Here is a 24058-nt window from a genome sequence, read left to right on the forward strand (position 1 = left end):
AAACTTCCAACACGTAAAAGAAGCTGCCCCTCACCCAGTATATGGGGTAGGACAGCTTCTTATCTTATAAGACTCAACTATGCCATGGTAATTAACGACGTTCAGCACATGATTACATGTATTTAAATTGCGCTGCTACTAAACCATAATACGTACCTTGTTTGTCCATCAGTTGATCATGCGTGCCTTGTTCTTGGATAACACCTTGATTCAGTACAATTATACGGTCGCAATCTCGAATCGTAGACAAACGATGAGCGATGATAAAGGATGTTCGCCCTTTGAGCAACGTCTTCAATGCATTTTGAATTTTAATTTCCGTATCGGTATCAATGCTTGCTGTTGCCTCATCCAAAATAAGAATTCTCGGATCTGCGAGCAACGCTCTAGCAAACGACAACAACTGCCGCTGTCCCATAGAAAGAGCAGTACCACGCTCTTGCACTTCTGTATCATAGCCCATTGGCAGTTGCTCAATAAACTCATGAGCATGAACAGACCTTGCAGCTGCTTCTACTTCCTCATCTGTTGCATCTAGTCGCCCAAAGCGAATGTTGTCGCGAATCGTACCTGAGAATATAAACGTATCCTGCATAACAATACCAATCTGCGTTCGCAAGCTGTTCAGTTGCACATCTCGAATATCATGGCCGTCAACCAGCACGCGTCCCTCAGTTGGGTCATAGAAACGACTGATTAAGCTGATAATGGTCGTTTTCCCTGAACCTGTATGGCCAACAAGTGCAATGGATTGCCCCGCTTCTACATCAAATGAAATCTTACGAATCGCAGGTCTACCAGCTTCATATTCGAACACAACGTTATCGAGCTGGATGTCTCCCTTAACAACAGGAAGCTGCTTCGATTCTTTGTTTTCATCAATATTTGGCTTTTCGTCCATAAACTCAAATATACGCTCAGAAGAAGCCATAGCAATTAACATTTGGGAATACATCATGCCAAGACGGTTAATTGGCTCCCAGAAGTTACCTACATATTGAGCAAATGCAAACAATACCCCAACTGTAATAACTCCAACTTGGATTAAATGAGAACCATACCAGAACAAAATAAATCCACCAATTGCGCTCGTAACCTCGATAATCGGACTGAATGTTTGATTCATCATGGAAGCACGGTCGAAAGAAGCTTTATTGACGCGATTCATTTTATCAAAAAATTTCATATTCTCTTGTTCTTGCGCATAAGCTTGCGTCACTCGCATCCCTTGAATGGCTTCATTTAAATGAGAATTAATGCGAGATTGTTTAATTCGAACATCCTGCCAAGCCATGCGGATATGACGGCGCAAGCGAGTAGACACAACGAACATTATGGGTACTGTAATCATAACCGCAATTGCCAATTTCACATTCAAGAACATTAGTATAATGACGATTCCTACCAATTGGAACAAATCAACTAAAACGTTTATGGCCCCATTGGTAAACAAATCTTGCAAGGAGTTCACATCATTCGTAATACGTACAAGTACAGAACCTGCGGGACGCTTATCATAAAAACGGAAAGACAACGTCTGTATATGCTTGAACAAATCAGCACGCAAATCATAAATAATGCGTTGTCCAATCATACTCATGAACTTAATGCGATATGTATTTGCAGCCCATTGTACAATGTACAAGCCAAGTACAGTACCAGCCACAATATAAAGCATTCTTAAGGATGGATCTATATTTTGGGGCGCAATGGCCGAGTCAATCGCATAACTAATGAGAAACGGTATGGACAGCTTCGTCAGCGTGTCTATTATGATGAGTACGATTAGTGCAGGCAGCAGCTGACGCCGGTACGGCCGCATATACGCGAACAGCCTGCGCATTTGAGTCCAGTTAAACGGTTTCTCAATAAGCTCATCATCCGGATAAAAAAATCGCGAAGGTTGTTGTTTCACCTCATTGGCATGTGCTGCTGATTCATGCTCTGTAGATGATGCATTTGCTGTGGTCCTCATGAGCTCACCTCACTATAAACCCCTTGTTTCGCAAGGTTTAAATAATCTGCATATTGAATATGATACGTGTCTTGATACATACCATGTTGCTGAATAAGCTCCTCATGTGTTCCACGCTGAACAACCTTGCCTTTATCCAAAATGAGAATTTCATCAGCATGTCGCAGTGAAGAAATACGATGGGCAATAATAAATACGGTACGACCTTTCATCACTTCTTGGAAGCCTGCCTGTATCGAATGCTCTGTCTCCATATCGACAGCACTCGTTGCATCATCCAGCACTAAAATTTTAGGGTCACATAACAATGCACGTGCTATCGCAATACGCTGCTTTTGACCGCCTGATAACCCAAGTCCACGTTCCCCAACTAGCGTATCATAGCCTAATGGAAGCTCCATAATAAAATCATGCGCTTGAGCCAGCTTCGCAACGCGAATAATCTCGTCCATACTCACATCATTGCGGCTATAAGCGATGTTATTTCGTATCGTTGAAGAGAATAAGAACGTCTCTTGAAATACGATTGCAACTTGGCTGCGCAAACTCGTAATTTCAATGTCTTTGATGTTTCTACCGTCTAGCGTTATAGCTCCCTCATTCACATCATAAGCTCGCATAAGAAGCTGAATAATGGTAGATTTGCCAGCCCCCGTGCCTCCCATCAAGCCGATTACTTTACCAGGGGTAGCATCGAAATCAATTTGGCTCACAGCCTCTGCTTCTTCCTCATATTTGAAGGAGACATTGTTGAATACGACATGACCTTCCACCTTATTGTTATCCAACACATAAGGAGTATCACTGTTTTGGATGTCGATATGGGAGTTTAACAGTTCCAATATGCGCTCGCCAGAAGACTTCGCTTGCGTATAGTTGTTAATATGAAACCCAATTCCCCACATCGGGCCGATGATATACCATATCATACTGAAAAATGCGACTAGTTCCCCGAGCGACAACTGTTTCTTTATTACCATCGTTCCACCTACAGTAAGAAGCAGAACCACACATAATAAGGATAGAAGCTCCATTACCGGAAAATATCCGCCCCACAGGTTTGCTGCGCGAAGCTGATTGTTTTTGTACGCCTCATTGCGGCTTGAGAATTTATCCACTTCGTGCTTTTCTCGCGCGAATGATTTTACCGTACGCATACCTGTTATGTTTTCTTGAACTGCTGTGTTCAGCTCACTAAACGTCTGACGCATTTCTTGAAAGGCAGGATGAATTTTGGCTTGGAACTTGGATACCGTAAATACCAGTATCGGCATCGTAACCATTGTAATCAAAGTGAGCTTCCAATTGAGTGACATCATCATCGCAGCTCCGAATACTACCATTAAGAACAAATTCAATAATTGCGCAAAGCCGAATCCAATAAACAATCGTATTCCTTCCAAATCAGCAGTTAGCCTTGACATTAAATCTCCAGTACGCGCTTTGTCATAGTACCGATAAGATAGCGTTTGCAACTTCTCATAAGAAGCATTTCGCATCTCATAGGCAACATGGTTAGCTACTCTCCCTCCTAAAAATCCGTGCAGAAACTGCATCGAACCTTTTAGCAACACGACGAGAACGACTGCTCCAGCCAACCAAGGGACCCAATGAAACTGTTCCTTTCCAATGACGTCATCGATAAGGATGCGCAGTAAGTTAGGATAAACAAGACCAAGCGCCGTTGCTACAACTAAGCATAACAGTGATCCCAGTATCATTTTCCTTTGTGACCAATAGTACGGACGTAATTGACCAAAAATATTCATGGCAACCTCCCTCCTCCTACTCCTGTGTTATGTATTATCGGAGTTTAACACCAGCTTGTAGCAACAGCAAAACGCGCATTATCGCAAATTTAAGCGGAATGTGCGATATTGAGAGATTTTGCATATATATACCCATATATTTCTTTTAATTCATTGTATTTTCTCAGATAATATCCATATTCCTTCGTTATGCACAAACTGCCCCGATATATCGGGGCAGTAGCTAGAGCCATTCATATCAAATAAATATAAGAATGACAGAAAACATATTTTTATACGCTCATTTCTCGCTGGTGATTCACTTGCTGAACTTGCTGAATCGCATCTTGAAGCACTTCTATCGAGATCGTATCGGACGTAACCGAGCGCAATCGATTATAGTGTGCGTGCCATACTTCTCTCGCTTCATTTTCTAGTTGACTGATTTCTTCGTGGAAGCAAGATGTTATATGCGAAATGAGCAGCTGTTGCATGTTGTGCACCTCAATCTTCATGGCCTCCATGCACATCACTTCTAAATGCTGCTTCAAGCTATCACGCCCACCCGCTTCAAAGAAATGCTTCGCGTTTTTATACCATTTACGCAGCTCTTTGACTTCCATTTGGAGTTGAGGCAGCTTGGCTTCCACATGAGGTGTAGTCCAAGAAGCCAATCGAGGCCACTCGTAAACATATCCTTCGAACCTAGCCATCATAAAGGAGGAAGCATCTCCAATATGCTGAACGATAAGCCGCTTCGCATGCTGTTCTAAGCGCAAGCTGGTAGCCAATACTTCATTCGTTAGCTCTACTTCCAGATGACGTCTCCAATCTTGGAATGCGAGCCGCAATGCCAAATCAAGGTCGGACTGATCAGCTCGCAATGATGCAGGATTGAAGGCATACGCAAATCCGTCATTGAAACGATATTGAATGCGCTGACGTACGTGATACAGCAGCTCTTCACATTCTTGCGTCATGGATCGGCTTTCATCGGTGTCGGCCAATAAACTCAATTGGTGTTCAACCTCAGACCAAGATTGAGCAATTTGTTGTTGCTGCTGTTCCCGATCTGCCGCATTAGATAACACTGCCCGCTCCAAAGCTTGAAGCTGCGCATGTGCACGCTGAATGTCAGCATAAGCTCGCTCCATACTCATTGCAGCTAGTTCATTCACTGCGAATGACATAAACCGCTCCTCAAACGCTTCAAAGCCAGCTGCTCGAATTTGGGCTCTATTGTCTGCCAATTTACCTTCAAGCGCACGCAAACTGGATACTGCATTCAATCTTGGCGAACGAATTCCAAATTCCAGCAACCTGCCTTCTACATAGGTCATAACACTTTCCAACTCGTCCTTACTTGCGGCGAGATCTGCTGCATTGACGATAAAGAACATTTTATCCATTTCGAATGCATCTTTAACTCGACCAAGCTGCGTTAGAAATTGTCGATCCGCCTGAGAGAATGCATGGTTATAATAAGTCACAAACAAGATCATGTCCGCATTTTTGATATACTCAAAGGCTACTCCTGTATGCCGCGCATTAATAGAATCTGCACCAGGGGTATCCACGAATACGAAACCTTGTCGTGTCCATTCACAGTCATACATATATTCAATATGTTCAACAAAAGCAGAACGAGATTCATCTGCTACATAAGACCGATATTCTGCTTCCTCAACAAGTATTTCTTTGCCTATATGCTCTTTAACATGAACATACCCTGTCGAAATAGCTTGAATAAAGCTGTAATGCGGGCGTCCAGAAGGATGCAGCATGTCAGGATTCCAACGCGATAATGAAGCGATAGCTTCTTCTAATGAATAATGAACTGCGTTAGCATCACCCATTTGTACCAAAGCATAGCGCATATCTTCCAAAAGTCGCTGTTCACTCTTCAATCGAATCAAGGCAGTACCATGAGGCCGCTCTGCGGTTGGTGCCGTGATTGTATTAATCGCTGCTGTCGTTGGATTAGGCGAAACAGGCAGGGCATTAGCACCAATAAGCGCGTTAGCAAACGATGATTTACCTGCACTAAATGCTCCAAACAACGCAACTGTAAAGCGGTTATTGGCGAGCCGCTCTGCTTTGTTGCGATAGTCAGCTGCGAGCGCGGTCATCGATTCGATACGTTCCAATTGCTTTGAAGTTGAGCGCAACGCTTCTACTGCAGCAGCAATACCGCTCCGCACGTTAGCTGGTTCCAATACCGAGTCAGCGGAAAGTGCTTCCCCCTCTGCACCATCAGCCTGTGGGTTCATCTCCGTGCTGACAGATGTAATATACATTTCATCTGTATTTGCCATCTGCTCTAACGCTTGATCCACACTACCCTGAGCCTGTTGCTCATCAAATTCATTCCGTCTCGCTTCGACTATCTTACAAGCTTGCTCCCTAACAGAATGAATTACGTGCTGAAGCGATTTCAAATCATCTTTTTCTTTATTATCTTTACTGTCATGATTCAGCTGAGCTTGCAGTTGATTCACGTTTAGCTTTACTTCGTTTAAACGAGCTTCCAATTGATGCAGTGCAGCGAGTTGCTGTTTCATATGTTCAAACTGACTCTCTTGCTGATGAATCAATCCAGAATCTCTGTCGCTTATTTGCTCAAATAATTGATCAGAGCCTGCGAGCACCGTGCGCCGTACTGCTGCCTTCATCTCTTCAGCACGAGATTGGCAGTAATTCATCGTGTACTCGCCGCTGCCTACAGAAGATTCCTGTACATGCTGTTTGAGCATATCAGTTGTAAATTGAGGAAGCTTATCCTCCAGCGTTTGAACCGATAGGCGCTCATCCACTCCTGCTTCACGAGCAAGCGTGCGATACATAGGCAACAAATGCGCATATACATGTGCACGCAGTTCCTCATTCCATTTTGCAGCAAGCTGCTCCAGACGGCGCTCCCGCTCCGCTTCTGTCTTTCCTGCAGTAAAGAGGAGTCCTACCTTGAAACCAGGCTTGCGACTGTCCAAATATTGTTGTGCTGCATCACGAAGCACAGCAGGAGTTAAGTTCGCGTCACGTAGAAGTCGTATTAGCGCTTGCATCCATTCACTTTGCTGTTTTGTGTTCTGACCTCGCAATTGCTCCAATTGGGATGCTGCGGCATCATACTCCCCTTGCAACGCCTGTACAGCTTCCTTGCCGCCAACTTGCTCTTCCCATTGCTCTCGTGCCTCTGCTATCGGCTGACTAGCCCACGCCTCATATTCTTTCACAATCTCTTGAGAGGCCCTTACAGCTCCAACTTGCACAAATGGTGCTCGATGTTCGACCAGCAAGCTGAGCGCCGTTTGCGCTGCCATCCACTCATTGCACGGATGCTCAGGCTGGCGCATCGAAACATAATAAATAGCTGCTGGAGCAATATTCCACGCTTGCAAAGCAGACTCTACACTATCACGGTAGCTTTTAAATGACAGCTCTTGTTCACGATGTTTATCAATTTGATTCACAATCCATATAAGCGGTTTGCCCGCGTCAGCAACTTTTTTGGCAAAAGTAAAATTCAACTCAGATTGCACATGATTATAGTCCGTCACATAAACGACAACATCAGCCAAGTGTAGAGCTGATTCTGTTGCTGCCCGGTGAGTGTCATCCGTAGAATCAACACCAGGCGTATCAAGCAATACAGCTCCCTGACGGAGCCACTCTACCTCTTCAAACAGAACAATCCGTTCGATCTGGTCTCCATCTCGGCAAGCAGCCTGCAGCTGCGCTAGAGGAATCTGCTCCGCGGAGGTTCCGCCCTCTGCATTATGGCGATATATCTCGGCACGACTTGTTCCATACCGCACCTCAACAATATTGGCACTTGTCGGTATCGGACTGGACGGAAGCAATGCTCGACCACTTAGCCGGTTAATTACGGTTGACTTGCCTGCTGAGAAATGACCACACATCGCAATGTATAAAGATTGCTCCCGCCATTTAGCAGCTACTTCTTTCATTTTAGATGATCCAGCAGAATTTCCAGCTGCCTCTAACTGAACAGCTAGCTCTTCCAATTGTTTATCGAAGCTTATTGAATCTGTACCTGAATGTACTACGGATTGAAGCGTTTCTGAGATGCGATCCCTGTTATGCACAATACCCATTCCCCCATCTATAAGCTCCATGACTTTTAGCAAGACATGGTAAATCGATTTTTTGCATGAAAAAACCGAGTATGCTCGGCTTTTCATGTTGCCTACAAACTCGGTTATTAGTGTACCATATTTTGTTCTTCAGGGAGAAGAATTTCAAACTGTTTAGCATGCTGTAGAATAATAATGCCTTGATGCTTGTCGCGCATGACAACTACATTATTTTTCTGCTTCATCCGATCCACATATTGTTCAGGCACACTGCCTGCTCCATACACCGTTACGCCGTCCACTTCGATTTCCTCATCGTCTTGGACAGGTTGTTCCAGCAACTTCAAGTATATATCCGAGAATTGTTCGAAGCTATCCGTATATACTGAGATGCACTTCATTTCGATCGCCACCTATCCGTGTAAATAGTATATTACTCATTCTTTCTTCATTTAGCTGCTTTCATACGCCTTTTGCCAAATTTACATATCTCTAGCAACGGACATACTTCACAGCGCGGGGACTGAGCTTTGCAGTGATATCTTCCAAAAAAAATAAGTCTATGATGCGTATCCGTCCATTCCTGCTTCGGGATTTTTCGCATAAGTTTCTTTTCAACTTCCAACACACTATCTTCATCATTAGCAAGGCCTAAGCGCTTAGATACACGCTCAACATGTGTGTCAACTGCAATCGCAGGCACACCGAAAGCATTCGAGACTACGACATTCGCAGTCTTACGCCCTACTCCTGGCAATGTTGTTAATTGGTCGTGCTGACGCGGAACTTCACCATCATAACTCTCTAGTAGCATATGGCACAGTTTCTGAATGTTCTTCGCTTTATTTCGAAATAATCCAATTCGTCTAATATCCTGTTCCAATTCATCTAGAGGCACTGCAATATAGTCTTCTGGTCGCTTGTATTTGCGGAACAAATCAATCGTGACCTTGTTGACCATCTCATCGGTACATTGCGCAGAGAGCAAAACCGCAATCGTCAACTCAAATGGATTGGAATGAGTTAATTCACAATGCGCATCCGGGAACATTTCCCCAAACGTATCCAATATGCGGCGCACACGTGCGCTGGTAGCCATTTAAATCCCTCTCTTCTTTTCTTACCCAAGAATATATTATATCATGCTACAAGCTCTTATGGCTAGTAAATGTCGCATAACGTCAATAAAAAGTCAAAAGAACTTGGCCTATGATGACCAAGCTCTTTCGTCCGTTAAACTAGTTTTTCTCTACTTCAACGACTTTGCCATTCATAAGATAAATTGTAATACTATCACCATTTTTAAATGAAGACCAATTTAGTGTCTGACCTTTACTATGAACAAGCGCTTCTGGCAAAACAACGAGGCGAGGCTGCGTACCGCTCACGCTGGAACGTTGTACAAACAATTCCTTCGTATTCGCATCATATTTCCAGAAGTTATGCTTCTCACCTTGCATCACTTTCAAGACGGTAGCATTATTGGCGTCTTTACGAATCTCGATACGTTCTCCCACTTGTAACGCCGATGGATTATTAGTTGTCGTACCATTGGCTGCAATTATGGTCACACCATTATTTATTGGATGAGTGGACGTTTGACCTTTGTAATCTTTGACCGTAACGATGCCTGCATTCACATCAACTGATTCAACACGACCTGTATTTACTGCTACTTTGCGCAATTCTACCAAGCTGCGTCCATTAAAGACGGCATTGACAACGTCATCTGTACGCAAGTCAGATACGGAAAGCTTTTCATTGTTTAATCCGTATACTGGAACCGACAATACAGAATGCTCCTCAACCTGTCGACTTGTATCACGTAATGTTACGCGACCTGTGGATGTATTTGCCGCTGCTACTTCGAACTGCTTGTAGGAACGCACCGACATAGACATCGCACTCGACTGATCTTGCGACAATACGACAGTCACTTCATTTCCAGGTTTAACGTCAGCTAACGTCGCTCCACTTTTTCCGTATACATCAACAACGAATAAGTTAGTCGAGTATGGAAGCGTAATGATCTGCTCGTTAGCAAGCTTCAATGTAATAGTACGAGAAGATGTGCTGACATTGACAATCGTGCCTTCGTATTTATGAGCAAATGACACAAGAAGCACTTTGTCGCCAGTAAACTGAATGTTTACTTTGCGCTTGCCATTCAACATTGGAATAACAGCTGCTCCAATAATGCTATTACCATCCAACTCATATTTCGTATCATCCGTTAAATAGAAGCTCTTAACACCGATATTGTCGGCAATAACCGTCAGTAATTTTTTCTCAGCATTATAGTATTCTACCTGAGCACCGATAAGCGTCTCTACTTTACGACTAAGTACCTCAATACGAGTAACCTTATCTTCACCGTCAATTGTTAATTTAACACGGTCTCCATACTCTCCAGCAAGCAAGTTATCCACACTTGTTTGCTTCATACCATTAATGACAACTTCAACATTGCGAGCGATCATCTTCGCTTCCAGCCTATTGTCGTCCTTCAAAATGGTAATGCTCGTCTTAGCTGGCCCCATCGCTTGAATCTTACCGTCAATCGTATAGGAAGGCGAACTATTTAACGTGATTCCAGTAATGACACTATTTTTAACTGTATACGTAATCGGATCGTTCACTTTCAAATCTTCAAACTTAAACAGCTGATTCGCATAACTAACGACAGCCTGCTCATCTACTCGGAACGTTTCGCTTGCACCATTTTCAAGCTTAACCGTCACATTGCGAGTTGTTTTATTAATTTCAGTAATTGTACCTTTAGCAGACTTATTGACAGGACCTGATTTGACTTGAATTTCAAGCACACGACGATCTTCAGAGAACGTTTCACGCATAAGAGTCAATTCTAAATCCGCTGTCAGTTTGTCCACTGTGATTGTATTTCCGCTCGCATCTTTCAAGATCGTGTTTTGCTCATATTTTACCTGTTGCAAGTCTTCGCTTCCTGCTACTTTCAAATAGAGCTTATTCTCAGATGGCACCACATATTTCAACGTAGCTTGTACATTTTCCACTTGAGGCGCTGCATCTAGCAATTCTACATAAGCTGCATTGTTAGCTTCTCCGATAACACGAACTTTTGTATAAGCTGGAATATCTTTAGGCGCAATAGGCTTAGCATTGCTATAATATACCGTTTTCGCATCGACACGATAGTTAACCCATTGATTGTCTTGATTAAACAAACGAATGGAGTTATCTGTGATACCACCAGAAATACCATGGTATTCATTTGCATATTGAATATCAAGAACGCTCTCACCACGACTGAAGAAAGAGGCGATTTGCGCACGAGTTACTATATCTTTCGGAAGGAAGCGATTTTTGTCCATACCATTCGCAAGCTTTAAATGTGTGGCCACATTCACATAGCCCAGCGCATTAGCAGAAATATCACCGTTATCTGCAAATGTTGTTGCTTGTTTCATCGCTTCTTGAGCATCAGTATCTTTACCCATTGCTCGAACAAGGATTTTAGTAACCCATTCACGTGTAGCTTTTTGCTCCCCCCAAGTTCCTTTTGCTTTCGGGTCAAGCGCTGCTACTTCCTCGGTCTTATTAATCAATCCCTTTTGAATTGCCAATGCTGCATACGGCTTAAAATGATTACCTACTTTAATACCTTCTGGGAGCACAACCTCATCAGCATTCGGCAGCTCACTCTTCACATTCATATATTGAAGTGCTATCGTAATTGCTTCTTGTTGGGTAACAGGATCATCCGGACGGAACTTGCCATTATATCCTTTCAAAATACCAAGTGCTGCTAGTTTATGTATATGAGCTTCACCCCAATGCCCAGACTTCAAGTCTGAAAACATGGGACTGAAACCAGTCGTATTTGCTTTAGTCGCAGTTGAAGTAGCCTCAGCTGCAAATGCTGCAGGAACGGTTGACATCGTTAACGATAAAGCCAGTATCGCACTTGTAGCAATGCGGATTGGCTTACGAGTTTGATTTACCATGACGCATCTCCTTAATCACCTAATTATCTAAAATCGTCCAAATGTGTACTTATTCGACAACAACAGGGGCATCTCCTGCCCCTGTTGTTGATTGTCATACTTATTTAACTATCTATTAAACATCACTCTACGGTCGCTTGATTGGGTGTTCCAATGTCACATGCCCCATCAAACTCTCTGTTGCTTGACCATCTACTAAAATATCAATGGCTTTAACATCTTCAAACTGGAACAAGGTTTGTGTCAAAGCATCAAGAGCAAATTGCTCTCCGCCTGAACCAAGGTTTGCTCCTTCAGGGATATGAATGTCAATTGTTAATGTACCGTTATCGAACTTGTGAGACTTGAATTGAATTTGCTCCCACAATGCATACGTATTAGGCACGTCCGTTTTTTGCAATGCCGCTAATACAGCGTCAAATCTTTCCTTGTCATTCGTATAAGAGAACGATTTATCGTATGATTTCAATTCCATCAACTGATCATCAGAAATATATACTTTAATCGTCTGTTCTTTTTTCTCTGGTTTCGGTGTTTCCTCTGGCTTCTGCTCAGGCTGTACAGGAGTCTTCTCACCAGGTGTTGGTGTAGGATTCTGACCTGTCGTCGCTGGCGGTTCTGCCGGAGCAGGTGCAGTCGACTGATTGCCACAAGCAGATACAATACTCATTGCGAGCACTAGTGTAGCTAGAATGATCCATTTCCCACGTTTCATATAACATGACCTCCTTCTATACCATAATAAACGTTTCAACATATGCTCAGGTTGCAAATTTATTAAGAAGAACTATTTTACATTGAGATAATCTTTAATACCCTTAACAATTTGCCCTGCCACTCGGTTTTGGAATTCGGCGCTGAACATCTTCTGCTCATCGCTTACATTCGTCAGGAAGCCAAGCTCTAGCAATATACCAGGCATTGTCGTGTTGCGAATAACATGGAAGTTACCTTTCTTTACGCCGCGATCACGCATATCCGCACCATTCATGATGTGTTTATGCATCACCTCAGCAAAAGCTTTGCTTTCTGGACGATAATAGTACGTCTCGACACCATTTACACTAGGAACGGCGATACTGTTGCCATGGAATGAAATGAATAAGTCAGCTTTTAGATCATTTGCAATCTTAACGCGATCCTTAAGCTCAAGGAATCTATCCTCTTCACGAGTCATTACCACATGGAAACGACTGTCCTTGCGAAGGATCTCTGCTGTCTTCTTCGCCATTTGCAAGTTGAAATCCTTCTCGTAACGTTTCTTGACACTTACAGCACCCGAATCATGCGCCCCGTGCCCTGCATCAAGTACGACCACATACTTGCCATCTGGACGTGTTGGTTTCGAAGGATCAACTGGCGGTTTCACAGAGCCGCCATCGCCACCATTTGTTCCTCCACCGTTATTATTACCTTGACCTGTATCATGCTCAAGAGTTATCGATACCAAACCTTGAGCAGATGTGCTCACGCGATAACTAAGAGCTTGTGTCGCATCAATGACAAAGCGAACCGTGTTCGGAGAATTGCTGAAGAGCGAGAATCGAACTTGCTTCACATCTGGATAATCGGAGATTGAGAATGTGCCTTGTCCCATATGATCCTCGAACCCAAACTTCTCCCTAAACTGTTCTGAAAAGTTTGCTTTAGGAAAGTCTATAACGATGCGCTCTGGATTACTCATCGTCATAATCTTAGGTGTAACTTCTCGATCCAGAGCAACATGTAACGTGTTCTCATAGAAATTCATATCAATGACTTCAGTATCATTTGAGCCCGGTTTACCAGTCGAAGTGCCATCTTCGCCTTCACCTGGACTCGTTGGAGGTTCAGGAACTTCACTGCCACTTCCATCAGAGGTGAACAAATACACGGACTTCGTTTCGTGTTCCCAATCAACTACTAATCCAAACGTTTCACCAATAAACCGAAGCGGAACTAGGGTTGTCCCATTTACAGCCTTAGGAGCTACAGCAAGGTCAATCACTTGACCATTCACATATCCCTTTTTATGACCAATTTCCAAAGTAATATCTTTGTAGTTGTCAGAGATACGGACCTTCTGCTCCTTTCCACCTTCCCAATTGACACGGTAACCCAACTCTTCTGATACAATACGAATAGGAACCATTACCACGCCATTAATGATTTGAATCGATTCTGTCGTATGTAAGGAACTCCCATTCAAGTACAAACTTGGCGCTGCTTGCGCCTGTGTCCAGCTAGGAAATACTAGACACATTACCATAACCAAGAACAAACTAACACATAACTTTCTTTCTCGCTGCATCTTCACCTCTACATCCTTTCAGGTTGTTCTGTCTCTTTGAACTTATGAGAACAATTTCAAAGATACAGACGTAAGCTTAGACGTGAAATAATGCAAAAAGTTGCGAGAATTTAATAAGTGGTATTATCATACAACTCACTAGATTTCATTGTTAAATGCTGGTTTGTGATCCAAGCGTTAGGATCACGTTCTGTAATGAATATCGTATTTTAACCTGCATATAATGCAAACATCGTCCTCAGTCTCTCCACATCGAATGGATTAACATTTTTCAATAGTTCATCCATAACAATAATAGAAGGCGCACCTAAAAAAGCCTGCACCAAAATAACCCGCCGCTGCATGACTACGGATAAGCTATTCATTCTACGCCTTCTTATATCAACTAAACGGAATAATCTTATTCTTCAATTTCTTGTGCTTCCCATCATTCTTGCAACCCAATCCGTCATCGCGATCATCCTCTAATGAGGGAATTCAGTCCAATAATCATTAATATCCGATTGTAGATGCACTTCAATTTTCTGACCTTTTTCCATCCTATGTCCAATTATTAATACAAGGCTTCCTTTTCCTTTAGCGGAAATCGCCCAGCTGTATAGTTCATTTTCTACAGTGATTGTTCTAGATCCTTTTTTACTTAATGTCACCTGCTCACCCTCTGCCAATAGCATCTTCAAATGCTCGGATACAGGACCCACCCTTTGTGTTATCCAGAACTGCAAATACGATTTCATCAAATAACTTGCTGTAGCCTTCATCTTCGAGCAGTTCTTTCCACCATCCAGCCACCTCAACTGGATTGTTGCTGAATACACCACAGCCGTACGCTCCAAGAATCAAGTATTTATCTCCTCTGTTCGCGAAAATAGCCAAAGCAAGACGCATCCGATTCTTCATCACCCGCTTAGCTTCGTTGCTATCTTCGCCTTTTAATAACACTTGTCCGTAGTTAACGGCAGGCAGTGTCAATACAGAAGCTGTTACCGGCTGCTCCAGCAATTTAAACCGCTCATCTCGAAAAAATACAGCATCGGGAGAATAGATAGCATAGTCGGTATACATCATTGTATTGCAAGCACGGTTAGCCAAATAATACTCCTCATTACGTAGTTGAGTTCGATATAGGCCACTGGAAGCAGCCAGACTCTCCTCCTGCGCCATAGCACCGTTCAGGAATCCACCCCCAGGATTCTTCGCACTTGCGAAGTTAAGTACCCCCACTCCACTAATCCCTCTGTTAGCAAAGTCTAGTATGGATTTTACCGTAGCCTCTCTAGCAACACGCTGTTCCGCTCGTTTCCCTTCTGCCAGAGGTTCACAACCACGCACCATTGTCATTCCCTGCTCGGGTGTGATAAGAATACTGTTATCCTCTGAATATTTCTGCAGACTAGAGAACTCTACCTTCTGTCCCTTTATTTCATAATATCCCTGCTTCATATAACGAAGCGTATCCTGTGCAATTTGCTTGCGACTCATTTTACTCCCCTTCCTTCTCTAATAACTGATCCCTCACCTTAGTCAAAGCAAACCCTAGTAAGTTCGTTCCTCTCCATTTCATTGGGTTGTTTACGGCGGGATCTCCTTGAACCATTCCAATACCCCAAATCCGATCCGTCGGACTAGCTTCTACCAATATTCTATTTTTCGTCGTTTTCAAATAACGCCACAGCTCTAAATTTTGTGAGAACTTTGCATAGTTGCCCCGCTTTACAATGTCATAACAGTTACGATCCCATATATCCTTATCGAAGTTTCTTACCGCACGGCCGTAGGCTTTCATTTCCTTTGGGTGCTTAGCATTCATAATCTTCTCCAGCATTTCATCATCGTGAAACAACCTTGCCTTCTCGGCCATCATGAACTGCTCGGTACAGCTGTATGACAGGCCATCGACAGTGAACGAACACTTCCGCCACTGACTGAAGCAGCTTTGATTGATACTGCCGTTAGCAGGAGCCCTATGTCCCCAGAAAAATAAATACTTATATTTATTGCCCGCCTGATAGGACTTCTGCAGCTCTTCTAAAGAGTAAATCATTTTATCCCCTCACGATTTCTCCGGAACAACCGTGATGGACGGTGCCCGGCATTTTCGGTATAGTGATCCGTTTCTTCCACGAGATGAGCGACTTTACGGCGAAATGCCGCCTTCAGCAATTCTTTGTCTAGAATTACCTCATACACTTGCTGCAAGTTCGTTAAGGTGAACAGCTTCGGCATTAGATGCAGCGCAATATCCGTATACTCTACCTTCCCCCGCAGACGCTCAATGGCATAACTAATGATTTTGGCATGATCGAAAGCCAAGCCTTCATTCGAGACAATTGTATATTCCATAGCAGATGCAGCTTCCGTCGATGTCATCGTGCACTCCACCACGGATGTTAGCGTCACATCATGACCAGTAAGCTTTAACTCATACTGCTTCGTCTTAATAAATCCATCATCCAAAAGCTCCTTCTGCTCCTTCAATAAACGGAATTTTACGCTGAACCATGAAGCTTTATCTGCATCGTCCCCAGCCTTAACCTGTACCTTTGAGCTATCTATAAGCGCCATATAGGAACAGCTCATAACCCATGTACGCGGATCACGCCCCGGCTCGCTGAATGTGTACAATTGCTCCAAGTAGACATTGTCCACATTCGTCTCTTCCTTCAATTCACGCAGCGCTGCCTGTTCCGTCGTCTCCGTAGGACGAACAAAGCCACCTGGCAGTGCCCATTTGCCCAGATAAGGATGCCCGCCACGCTGAATAAGCAAGATTCGCAGCTCTTTCTTCGGCAGCTTGCGGTAGTTACTCTCTTCTGAGTCCGTAACGGTGAAAATCGCCATATCCGTCGCAACAGAGGGGCGTTCATAATCACCCGCTCGGTATTGCTTCAAAAACTCTTGCTCGGTAAATCCGTTCATATCCCTTTGTTCCATATCGCCACCACCTGTTAGTATCTTTTAGTTATTATCAATTTGTTAATATCAAAATACACGATTATCCACATCTTGTAAAGGCTAATTCTCTTACTTCAATAAATCTTCAACGTAAAATAACAATGGTTCTACAGAATCTCCAATCCTAACAGGGTCACTTCACTTATAAGTCTCGCAGCTTCAACCATAGATAATTGAGCCACTGAAGTCACCTTGTTGTTATCTAATTCTGAATAGATTAAACTCTCCATATAGTTGAACAGTACACATGAGCACTCTCTTTGTCGGCCTTTCATCAACAACTCGAAAGCACCTTCTATAACTCGCTCCTCAATTAATGGAGATGATGATATAAACAAAAAAACCGCATTTTATGCGGTTTTTAATGTCCCTATGTTCTTGTCACCCAAAATTAAGCTTGAACAGGATAAGCCAAACGAGCTTGATGCGATTCTTCATATGCCCCAATCTTGTCATCGTGCTTCAGCGTCAAACCGATATCATCCAAGCCTTGCAGCAAAAATTGACGACGATGCTCATCTAGATCAAAGGAATAAGAAAGACCATACTCATCTGCAATCGACTTGTTTTCCAAATCGACTTGTAGTTGATAGCCTTCATGCTTATCCGCACGTTGGAATAACTCCTCTACCTGTTCCTCTGAAAGCTTAATAGGAAGAATACCATTTTTGAAGCAGTTGTTATAAAAAATATCTGCAAACGATGGTGCAATTACACAACGGAATCCGAAATCCAAAATCGCCCATGGAGCATGCTCACGTGAAGAACCACATCCAAAGTTTGCTCTCGACAGCAACACCGATGCGCCTTGATAGCGTGGTTTATTCAGATTAAACGATTCAATCGTATTTCCTTGCTCATCAAATCTCCACTCAAAGAACAAGAATTGGCCGAAGCCGCTGCGTTCAATTCGCTTCAGAAATTGCTTAGGGATAATAGCATCTGTATCAACATTGACTCGGTCTACAGGAGCAACGAGCCCTGTTAGTTTCATAAATGGTTGCATCTGTTCGTCCTCCTCTACTAGTTCAACACTTCTGCTTTGAATTCCCAACTACGTACATCAAAGAAGCGACCCTTAATCGCAGCAGCTGCTGCCATCGCTGGGGATACAAGATGCGTACGTCCACCACGACCTTGACGACCTTCAAAGTTACGGTTCGACGTGGATGCGCAACGCTGACCTGGCTGAAGCACGTCAGGGTTCATCGCCAAGCACATACTGCAACCCGCTTCACGCCATTCAAATCCTGCTTCCGTAAAGATACGGTCAAGACCTTCACGTTCCGCCTGCATTTTAACGCGTCCTGAGCCTGGTACAACGATTGCAGTTACGCGATCACTAACCGTATGACCTTTAGCCACAGCAGCAGCCGCACGTAAGTCTTCTATACGTCCATTTGTACATGATCCGATGAATACATAATCAATTTCAATATCTGTCATTGGTGTACCTGGCGTAAGCGCCATATATTCCAAAGCCTTCTCAGATGCTTTACGCTCGTTCTCTGTCTCAAAGTCAGCAGGGTTTGGAACAGCAGCAGTAATGTCTGTACCCATACCTGGACTCGTTCCCCAAGTTACTTGCGGAATCAACGATTCAACATCGAACTCGATGACAACATCATAATAAGCTCCCTCGTCGGTTACAAAATGTCTCCAGCGCTCAACTGCTGCATCGTAAGCCTCGTCTTGCGGCACATATTGACGACCACGCAAATAATTGAAAGTTGTCTCATCTGGCGCAATAAGACCAGCGCGCGCGCCGCCCTCAATGGACATGTTGCAAACCGTCATACGCTCTTCCATCGTAAGCTCACGAATGGCATCACCTGTATATTCAATGACGTATCCAGTCGCAAAGTCTGTTCCGTATTTAGCAATAACTCCGAGAATCATATCCTTAGCCGTTACACCTGCATTGCGCTTGCCTACAAAGCGAATTTCCATCGTCTTTGACGTAGCTTGCTGTAAGCATTGCGTTGCCAATACGTGCTCCACTTCGCTCGTTCCGATACCAAACGCCAACGCACCAAAAGCACCGTGCGTAGAAGTATGACTGTCGCCACAAACGATGGTCTTGCCAGGATGCGTCAAACCAATCTCAGGTCCCATTACGTGAACAACACCTTGATCAATGTCATTCAAGTCAAACAAACGGACGCCGAAATCAGCACAGTTCTGTGAAAGAGTATCAATTTGCTGCTTGGAAATTGGGTCTGTAATGTTGAAACGATCTTTCGTTGGAACGTTATGATCCATCGTCGCATAAGTCAAGTCTGGACGACGAACTGGGCGACCACTCAAACGCAATCCTTCAAATGCTTGCGGGGAAGTAACCTCATGAACGAGATGCAAGTCGATATATAGAATGCTAGGCTTTCCTGTTTCTTGTACAATGACATGCTGATCCCAAATTTTCTCGTATAGCGTCTTCTTTGACATGTTTCCTCACCTCATCAAGTGATATGCAGCTTTTTTCTCTTTACGTTTATCTGTGAATCAGATGCGTTCGTCCCGCATTGACTACACCAATCTATTTATCTTGGGACTCAATATACCATTTCCTTCTTAATTGTTCCAAGATATAATATCTATAATATTGATAGGTTTAGGCTATAAAGAGGAGGACTCACGGTGGAAATAAGACAATTACAATACGCCATCCAAATTGCGGAGGAGCGTAATTTCTCACGCGCAGCGGAAAAACTTCATATTGCGCAGCCTTCATTGAGTCAACAACTATCTAAGCTCGAGAAGGAAATAGGCGTCCTACTGTTCCAACGGACGACCAATTCCGTAGAGCTCACACATGCTGGAACGGTATTCGTTGAACGTGCGCAAGCGATTATTGACTCCTTGGAGCAGCTCAAAAAAGAAATGTTTGATATTTCACAAACGAAAGCCGGAAAGGTCACGATAGGCACGATGCCTATTACAGGCTCTCATCTGCTACCGCATGTGCTTCCATCTTTCCATCGAAGATATCCTGATATTGAACTAGTACTTACAGAGGAACCTTCGACTTCCAATCTAGTGAAATTGACAGCACAAGGAAAAAATGACCTTTGCTTGCTATCGCTTCCCTTGTCGGATCCATCACTCGAATATGAACCTATATTGGAAGAAGAAATCGTACTTGCCGTACCGAGAAATCACCGATTAGCTACGGCGACTATTTCTGAATCATCAACGGGAATACCACTTGCAGATGTTAAAGATGAGCCTTTTATCTTTTTAAAGCGAGGACAAGGTTTTCGACAGATTACGATGGATTTATGCAGTCAAGCTGGCTTCGAGCCGCAGATCGTGTTCGAGAGCAGCAATATTGAAACCGTGCAATCTCTAGTGGCTACCGGAATGGGCGTCGCGCTTGTTCCGGCTTTCATTGCGACAGCACCACGTAGTGAGTTCGTTCCGCAATACGTCGCACTTGAAGGACAGCCTTCTCGTACGCTCGTACTTGCCTATCGGAGCGGCAGATATATGTCTAAGGCAGCAGAAGCATTTAAGGAAACGCTGCAAGATACGTTGAGCGCTCAATTTAGCAGTCGTGTTCGCGCAGCTACAACGAATACCTATAAGCCATAAAGCAACTTTAGACGATTCCAGCATGTTTTTTCTCTACAAATCAGTGATATAGTCGCGTATTCTTATTCAACATCACTTTTCTATATAAACGACTATATACGCAACTACCTGAGGAAAGGCTCTCCCTCCCTCAGGTAGTTTAAAGTTGAAACGGTGGCTGTGTTCGTTAACCTTGCTACGAATTAGCTTGCCCACCTATATTTTAGCTGTAAGTGATTATGTCTACTTTTGCAATCGATATAGACTTTCACGTCTATCCTCGAACACTGGAATACGGCTGCGGACCTCTTGTACCAATGAAATCGTGAGTTCGCCATGAACGAAACGCTCCTGGTCATCTCCTTCTGCAATCAGCTCACCCCACGGATCAATAATCGTGGAATGACCGAAGAAAGAAGTTGGCTTGCCATCCGACCCGATACTCGTCCCCATCCGATTGCAGGCAACTACATACATTTGGTTCTCAATCGCACGTGCTGTCAGCAAGGTTTTCCAATGATGAAGACGCGGATTAGGCCACTGAGCAGGGACAAATAGTACTTCAATATGCTGTAAAGCCAAGCTGCGGATATATTCTGGGAAACGTAAATCATAGCAAATGATAATACCGCACTTTACTCCATCTAATTCGAATATACCTAGCTCATCCCCGCTATGTAAGTAAACATGTTCATCCATTAATTTGAATAAATGTGCTTTATCATAGGAATGAACCAATTTGCCCTCTTTGTTAACAATGTAAGACCGATTACGAATTTGTCCGTCTTCTTTTATTGCTACAGATCCCCCAACAATATGAACACGATGCAAGGATGCCAATTCTGATAACAGCTTCAATGTTTGCTTTCCACCCTCGTCTGCCAACTCATGCACACGGTCAAGCGCATAGCCTGTATTCCACATTTCAGGAAGAACAATAACATCAGGCTGATGAGCTGCAACTGACGCTTCAATCTGCTTTATTACTTCGTCAACATTGCGTTCTGGCTCCCCAATTCGAATATTCATTTGAATGGCGCATACGTTCCACGTCTTGTTCATCGACGACCCTCCAAAATGTGTAGTTTCTACCATCATACCCTTTCATGGAAACACGTCAAGGTGGGTACAGTAAGGAAAGCAGTTTCCAAGTACAATTTGATGTTTTTTGGATGTTTTCGCCACTAGCCACTATAGATCTATTGTTAGGAGTTGACGTATGAATTTTTCAGCTACGCAAGTCAAACTTTTACGCAACATATGCGCCTTACTATGCGCTGTCCTGCTTGTCATCATGCCGAATGTCGCTGGTGCGATTCCAAAAAATCAGCACACGATGCAGACATCAGTTGCTGCTCCTGCTGTCTCACCTGAAGGGGCATCTCAACCTCTTCCGCAAGTTCAACTATTTGATATGCAGCAAGAACGGATCGTAAAGACATTGCCTAACACGCCTGCCGTTCAAGCAGAAGCAGCAAAATGGCTTCAATCAGTTACAGGCCTATCGCCACAATTAAATATAGGAAGCAAGTGCGGCTACATCGTCCGCATCGCACTAGCTAATCCATTCCAGGTGAAACTACCTAGGATTGATTTTCAAACAAATGATGTGTTTCTTATTTATTGTCCTGACAAGAAGCCTTTGTTACTCGTATTTACACCTGAGCGGAAACCGTTTCTACTCGAATTTAAACATAATGTCCAACCATTTATGGAAGAGCTGATGAAGCCGATGCTTCCGGGAGCAGAACAACAATAATGGTTATAATGAACAGCTTCAAAATTGGGGTTTGCTAATTTGATCAAAAAGGCTGTACACACTAGGAAAAACATGCTAAATTATCGACTTAAGGCAAGTATTATAAGCCTTATCGCTGAAGCTAACATTGCACATTTACGTGCATAAGCATGGCATGTCAAATCATATTCCGGAGTGTGAGAGAAAGAATGACCATGAGCTCTAAAAGTTCCTTTCCTATCGTTCCTGCGTCGCGCATGCAGCATTTGCCGACGCAGTTTTTTGCACAGTTGGTTAAAAAAGCGAATGCACGCATGTCTGAAGGCCATGATGTCATTAATCTAGGGCAAGGCAATCCTGACCTTCCCACGCCTGATCATATTGTTCAAGCAATGAAGACAGCGGTAGAGAAGCCTATTTATCATCGCTACCCACCGTTCAGTGGCTTTTCTTTTTTGAAAGAAGCTGTTGCTAAACGATACCTCGAAGATTATCAAGTTAAACTTGATCCTGAGACTGAAGTAGCCGTTTTATTTGGTGGAAAGACAGGGCTTGTAGAAATTAGTCAAATTCTACTCAATCCAGGCGATGTATGTTTAGTGCCCGATCCAGGGTACCCAGATTATTGGTCTGGCGTAGCCTTAGCTGGAGCTGAAATGGCTATGATGCCATTAACAGAAGCCAATGACTTCTTGCCAGATTATGATGCAATCTCAAGCGATGCATTAAAGCGGGCTAAGTTGATGTTTTTGAACTACCCAAACAATCCGACATCAGCGATTGCAAATGCAGCCTTTTATGAACAAACCGTGGAGTTTGCTCAACGCAACCAAATTGTTGTGGCGAGTGACTTTGCTTATGGTGCAATCGGCTTTGATGGTCATACACCAATTAGCTTCCTTCAAACACCTGGTGCAAAAGAAGTCGGTATTGAATTCTACACCATGTCCAAAACGTATAACATGGCTGGATGGCGTGTAGCATTTGCTGTCGGTAATGCAGAACTCATTAGACTAATCAACCTAATGCAAGATCATATGTATGTCAGCTTGTTCGGAGCTGTTCAAGATGCTGCTGCTGCTGCTCTTAGCGGATCACAACAATGCGTAGATGATCTTGTACACACGTATGAAACGCGCCGCAATACGCTTTTCGATGCGATGAAATCAATAGGTTGGGAAGTTACACCATCACCGGGTTCCTTTTTTGCATGGCTGCCTGTACCTTCTGGCTATAGTTCTGCTGCCTTTGCCGATTTATTGCTGGAACAAGCAAATGTCGTTGTAGCTCCTGGTATTGGCTTTGGTACACATGGCGAAGGATATGTACGCCTCGGCCTACTCGCTGATCATTCACGCTTACAGGAAGCTATCGACCGTATAGGCAAACTAAATTTATTTGGTTAATGAAACGATAATTTCTGCATGAATCATATATTTTTTGATGCTGACCAATCTTAATATTGTTAGCTCTAATCGCGCAAACTGATTATAATCACGATGCAGACATTTCACTCCTTTACAGCGATGTAATCTCATGGTAAACTACTGAGAAATTAAAGCAGTGGAAAGTGCAAGTAATCTAATCTTGAAACGCGATGACAGGACCAGTACACGAGCATAGGCACGATTAGAGAGCGGGAGCCACCGGCTGAAAGCCCCGCCGTAGCCCCTCGTCGAAACCTACCCTTGAGCGGTCAGCA

The 24058-nt window shown here is 43.5% G+C and carries 19 protein-coding genes; 3 read left to right on the top strand and 16 right to left on the bottom strand.

The window, feature by feature from the left end; translation table 11 throughout:
* Nucleotides 1–112 precede the first annotated feature (112 nt).
* The 15 genes from NQ117_RS04220 to leuC form a co-directional block, all read right to left on the bottom strand.
* On the bottom strand, nt 113–1975 hold the full coding sequence (locus tag NQ117_RS04220; RefSeq protein ID WP_258276744.1) for an ABC transporter ATP-binding protein: 1863 nt from the start codon (nt 1973–1975) through the stop codon (nt 113–115).
* A complete protein-coding gene (locus NQ117_RS04225) occupies nt 1972–3744 on the bottom strand; it encodes an ABC transporter ATP-binding protein (RefSeq protein ID WP_258276745.1) in 1773 nt (590 codons plus the stop codon). Before NQ117_RS04225 ends, NQ117_RS04220 begins: the two co-directional genes overlap by 4 nt.
* 272 nt (nt 3745–4016) lie before the next feature.
* Nucleotides 4017–7829 (bottom strand): dynamin family protein, encoded by a 3813-nt coding sequence (locus NQ117_RS04230; RefSeq protein WP_258276746.1) that lies wholly within the window; start codon nt 7827–7829, stop codon nt 4017–4019.
* 116 nt (nt 7830–7945) lie between these two features.
* A complete protein-coding gene (locus NQ117_RS04235; protein WP_028593596.1) occupies nt 7946–8218 on the bottom strand; it encodes a hypothetical protein in 273 nt (90 codons plus the stop codon).
* Between the two features lie 47 nt (nt 8219–8265).
* A complete protein-coding gene (nth, locus tag NQ117_RS04240) occupies nt 8266–8916 on the bottom strand; it encodes an endonuclease III (RefSeq protein ID WP_258276747.1) in 651 nt (216 codons plus the stop codon).
* Nucleotides 8917–9055: 139 nt separating this feature from the next.
* Nucleotides 9056–11803, bottom strand: a complete 2748-nt coding sequence (locus tag NQ117_RS04245; protein WP_258276748.1) for an S-layer homology domain-containing protein — start codon at nt 11801–11803, stop codon at nt 9056–9058.
* Between the two features lie 127 nt (nt 11804–11930).
* Nucleotides 11931–12518 carry a GerMN domain-containing protein gene (locus NQ117_RS04250; RefSeq protein ID WP_258276749.1) on the bottom strand — a complete coding sequence of 196 codons (588 nt, stop codon included), beginning with the start codon at nt 12516–12518 and terminating at the stop codon, nt 11931–11933.
* 72 nt (nt 12519–12590) lie between these two features.
* Nucleotides 12591–14093 (bottom strand): N-acetylmuramoyl-L-alanine amidase family protein, encoded by a 1503-nt coding sequence (locus tag NQ117_RS04255; RefSeq protein WP_258278165.1) that lies wholly within the window; start codon nt 14091–14093, stop codon nt 12591–12593.
* 209 nt (nt 14094–14302) lie between these two features.
* A complete protein-coding gene (locus NQ117_RS04260; protein ID WP_258276750.1) occupies nt 14303–14458 on the bottom strand; it encodes a P-loop NTPase family protein in 156 nt (51 codons plus the stop codon).
* A 99-nt stretch (nt 14459–14557) separates the two neighbouring features.
* On the bottom strand, nt 14558–14743 hold the full coding sequence (locus tag NQ117_RS04265) for a hypothetical protein (protein WP_258276751.1): 186 nt from the start codon (nt 14741–14743) through the stop codon (nt 14558–14560).
* A 4-nt stretch (nt 14744–14747) separates the two neighbouring features.
* Nucleotides 14748–15575, bottom strand: coding sequence for a TIGR02452 family protein (locus NQ117_RS04270; RefSeq protein ID WP_258276752.1), 828 nt, complete (start codon nt 15573–15575; stop codon nt 14748–14750).
* 1 nt (nt 15576) lies between these two features.
* A complete protein-coding gene (locus NQ117_RS04275) occupies nt 15577–16137 on the bottom strand; it encodes a riboflavin biosynthesis intermediates N-glycosidase (RefSeq protein WP_258276753.1) in 561 nt (186 codons plus the stop codon).
* Nucleotides 16134–17027 carry an NUDIX hydrolase gene (locus NQ117_RS04280; protein ID WP_258276754.1) on the bottom strand — a complete coding sequence of 298 codons (894 nt, stop codon included), beginning with the start codon at nt 17025–17027 and terminating at the stop codon, nt 16134–16136. The genes NQ117_RS04275 and NQ117_RS04280 overlap by 4 nt, the downstream gene beginning before the upstream one ends.
* Before the next feature lie 412 nt (nt 17028–17439).
* Entirely contained in the window at nt 17440–18054 is a 615-nt protein-coding gene (gene leuD / locus NQ117_RS04285) for a 3-isopropylmalate dehydratase small subunit (protein ID WP_258276755.1), read from the bottom strand.
* 17 nt (nt 18055–18071) lie between these two features.
* The gene (gene leuC, locus NQ117_RS04290; protein WP_258276756.1) at nt 18072–19493 is read right to left on the bottom strand and encodes a 3-isopropylmalate dehydratase large subunit; all 1422 of its coding nucleotides are present in this window, start codon (nt 19491–19493) and stop codon (nt 18072–18074) included.
* Nucleotides 19494–19685: 192 nt separating this feature from the next.
* Between leuC and NQ117_RS04295 the strand changes: the two genes are divergently transcribed.
* A complete protein-coding gene (locus NQ117_RS04295; protein ID WP_258276757.1) occupies nt 19686–20639 on the top strand; it encodes a LysR family transcriptional regulator in 954 nt (317 codons plus the stop codon).
* A gap of 222 nt (nt 20640–20861) precedes the next feature.
* Here NQ117_RS04295 and NQ117_RS04300 read toward each other — a convergent pair whose 3' ends face one another.
* Nucleotides 20862–21680, bottom strand: coding sequence for a carbon-nitrogen family hydrolase (locus tag NQ117_RS04300; RefSeq protein ID WP_258276758.1), 819 nt, complete (start codon nt 21678–21680; stop codon nt 20862–20864).
* 157 nt (nt 21681–21837) lie between these two features.
* Between NQ117_RS04300 and NQ117_RS04305 the strand changes: the two genes are divergently transcribed.
* Together NQ117_RS04305 and NQ117_RS04310 are read left to right on the top strand one after the other, a co-directional pair.
* A complete protein-coding gene (locus NQ117_RS04305; RefSeq protein WP_258276759.1) occupies nt 21838–22377 on the top strand; it encodes a type IV secretion system protein VirB6 in 540 nt (179 codons plus the stop codon).
* A 188-nt stretch (nt 22378–22565) separates the two neighbouring features.
* Nucleotides 22566–23762 (top strand): pyridoxal phosphate-dependent aminotransferase, encoded by a 1197-nt coding sequence (locus NQ117_RS04310; RefSeq protein ID WP_258276760.1) that lies wholly within the window; start codon nt 22566–22568, stop codon nt 23760–23762.
* Nucleotides 23763–24058 lie beyond the last annotated feature (296 nt).

This window comes from Paenibacillus sp. SC116, from assembly GCF_024733555.1.
Taxonomy (GTDB): Bacteria; Bacillota; Bacilli; order Paenibacillales; family Paenibacillaceae; genus Paenibacillus_B.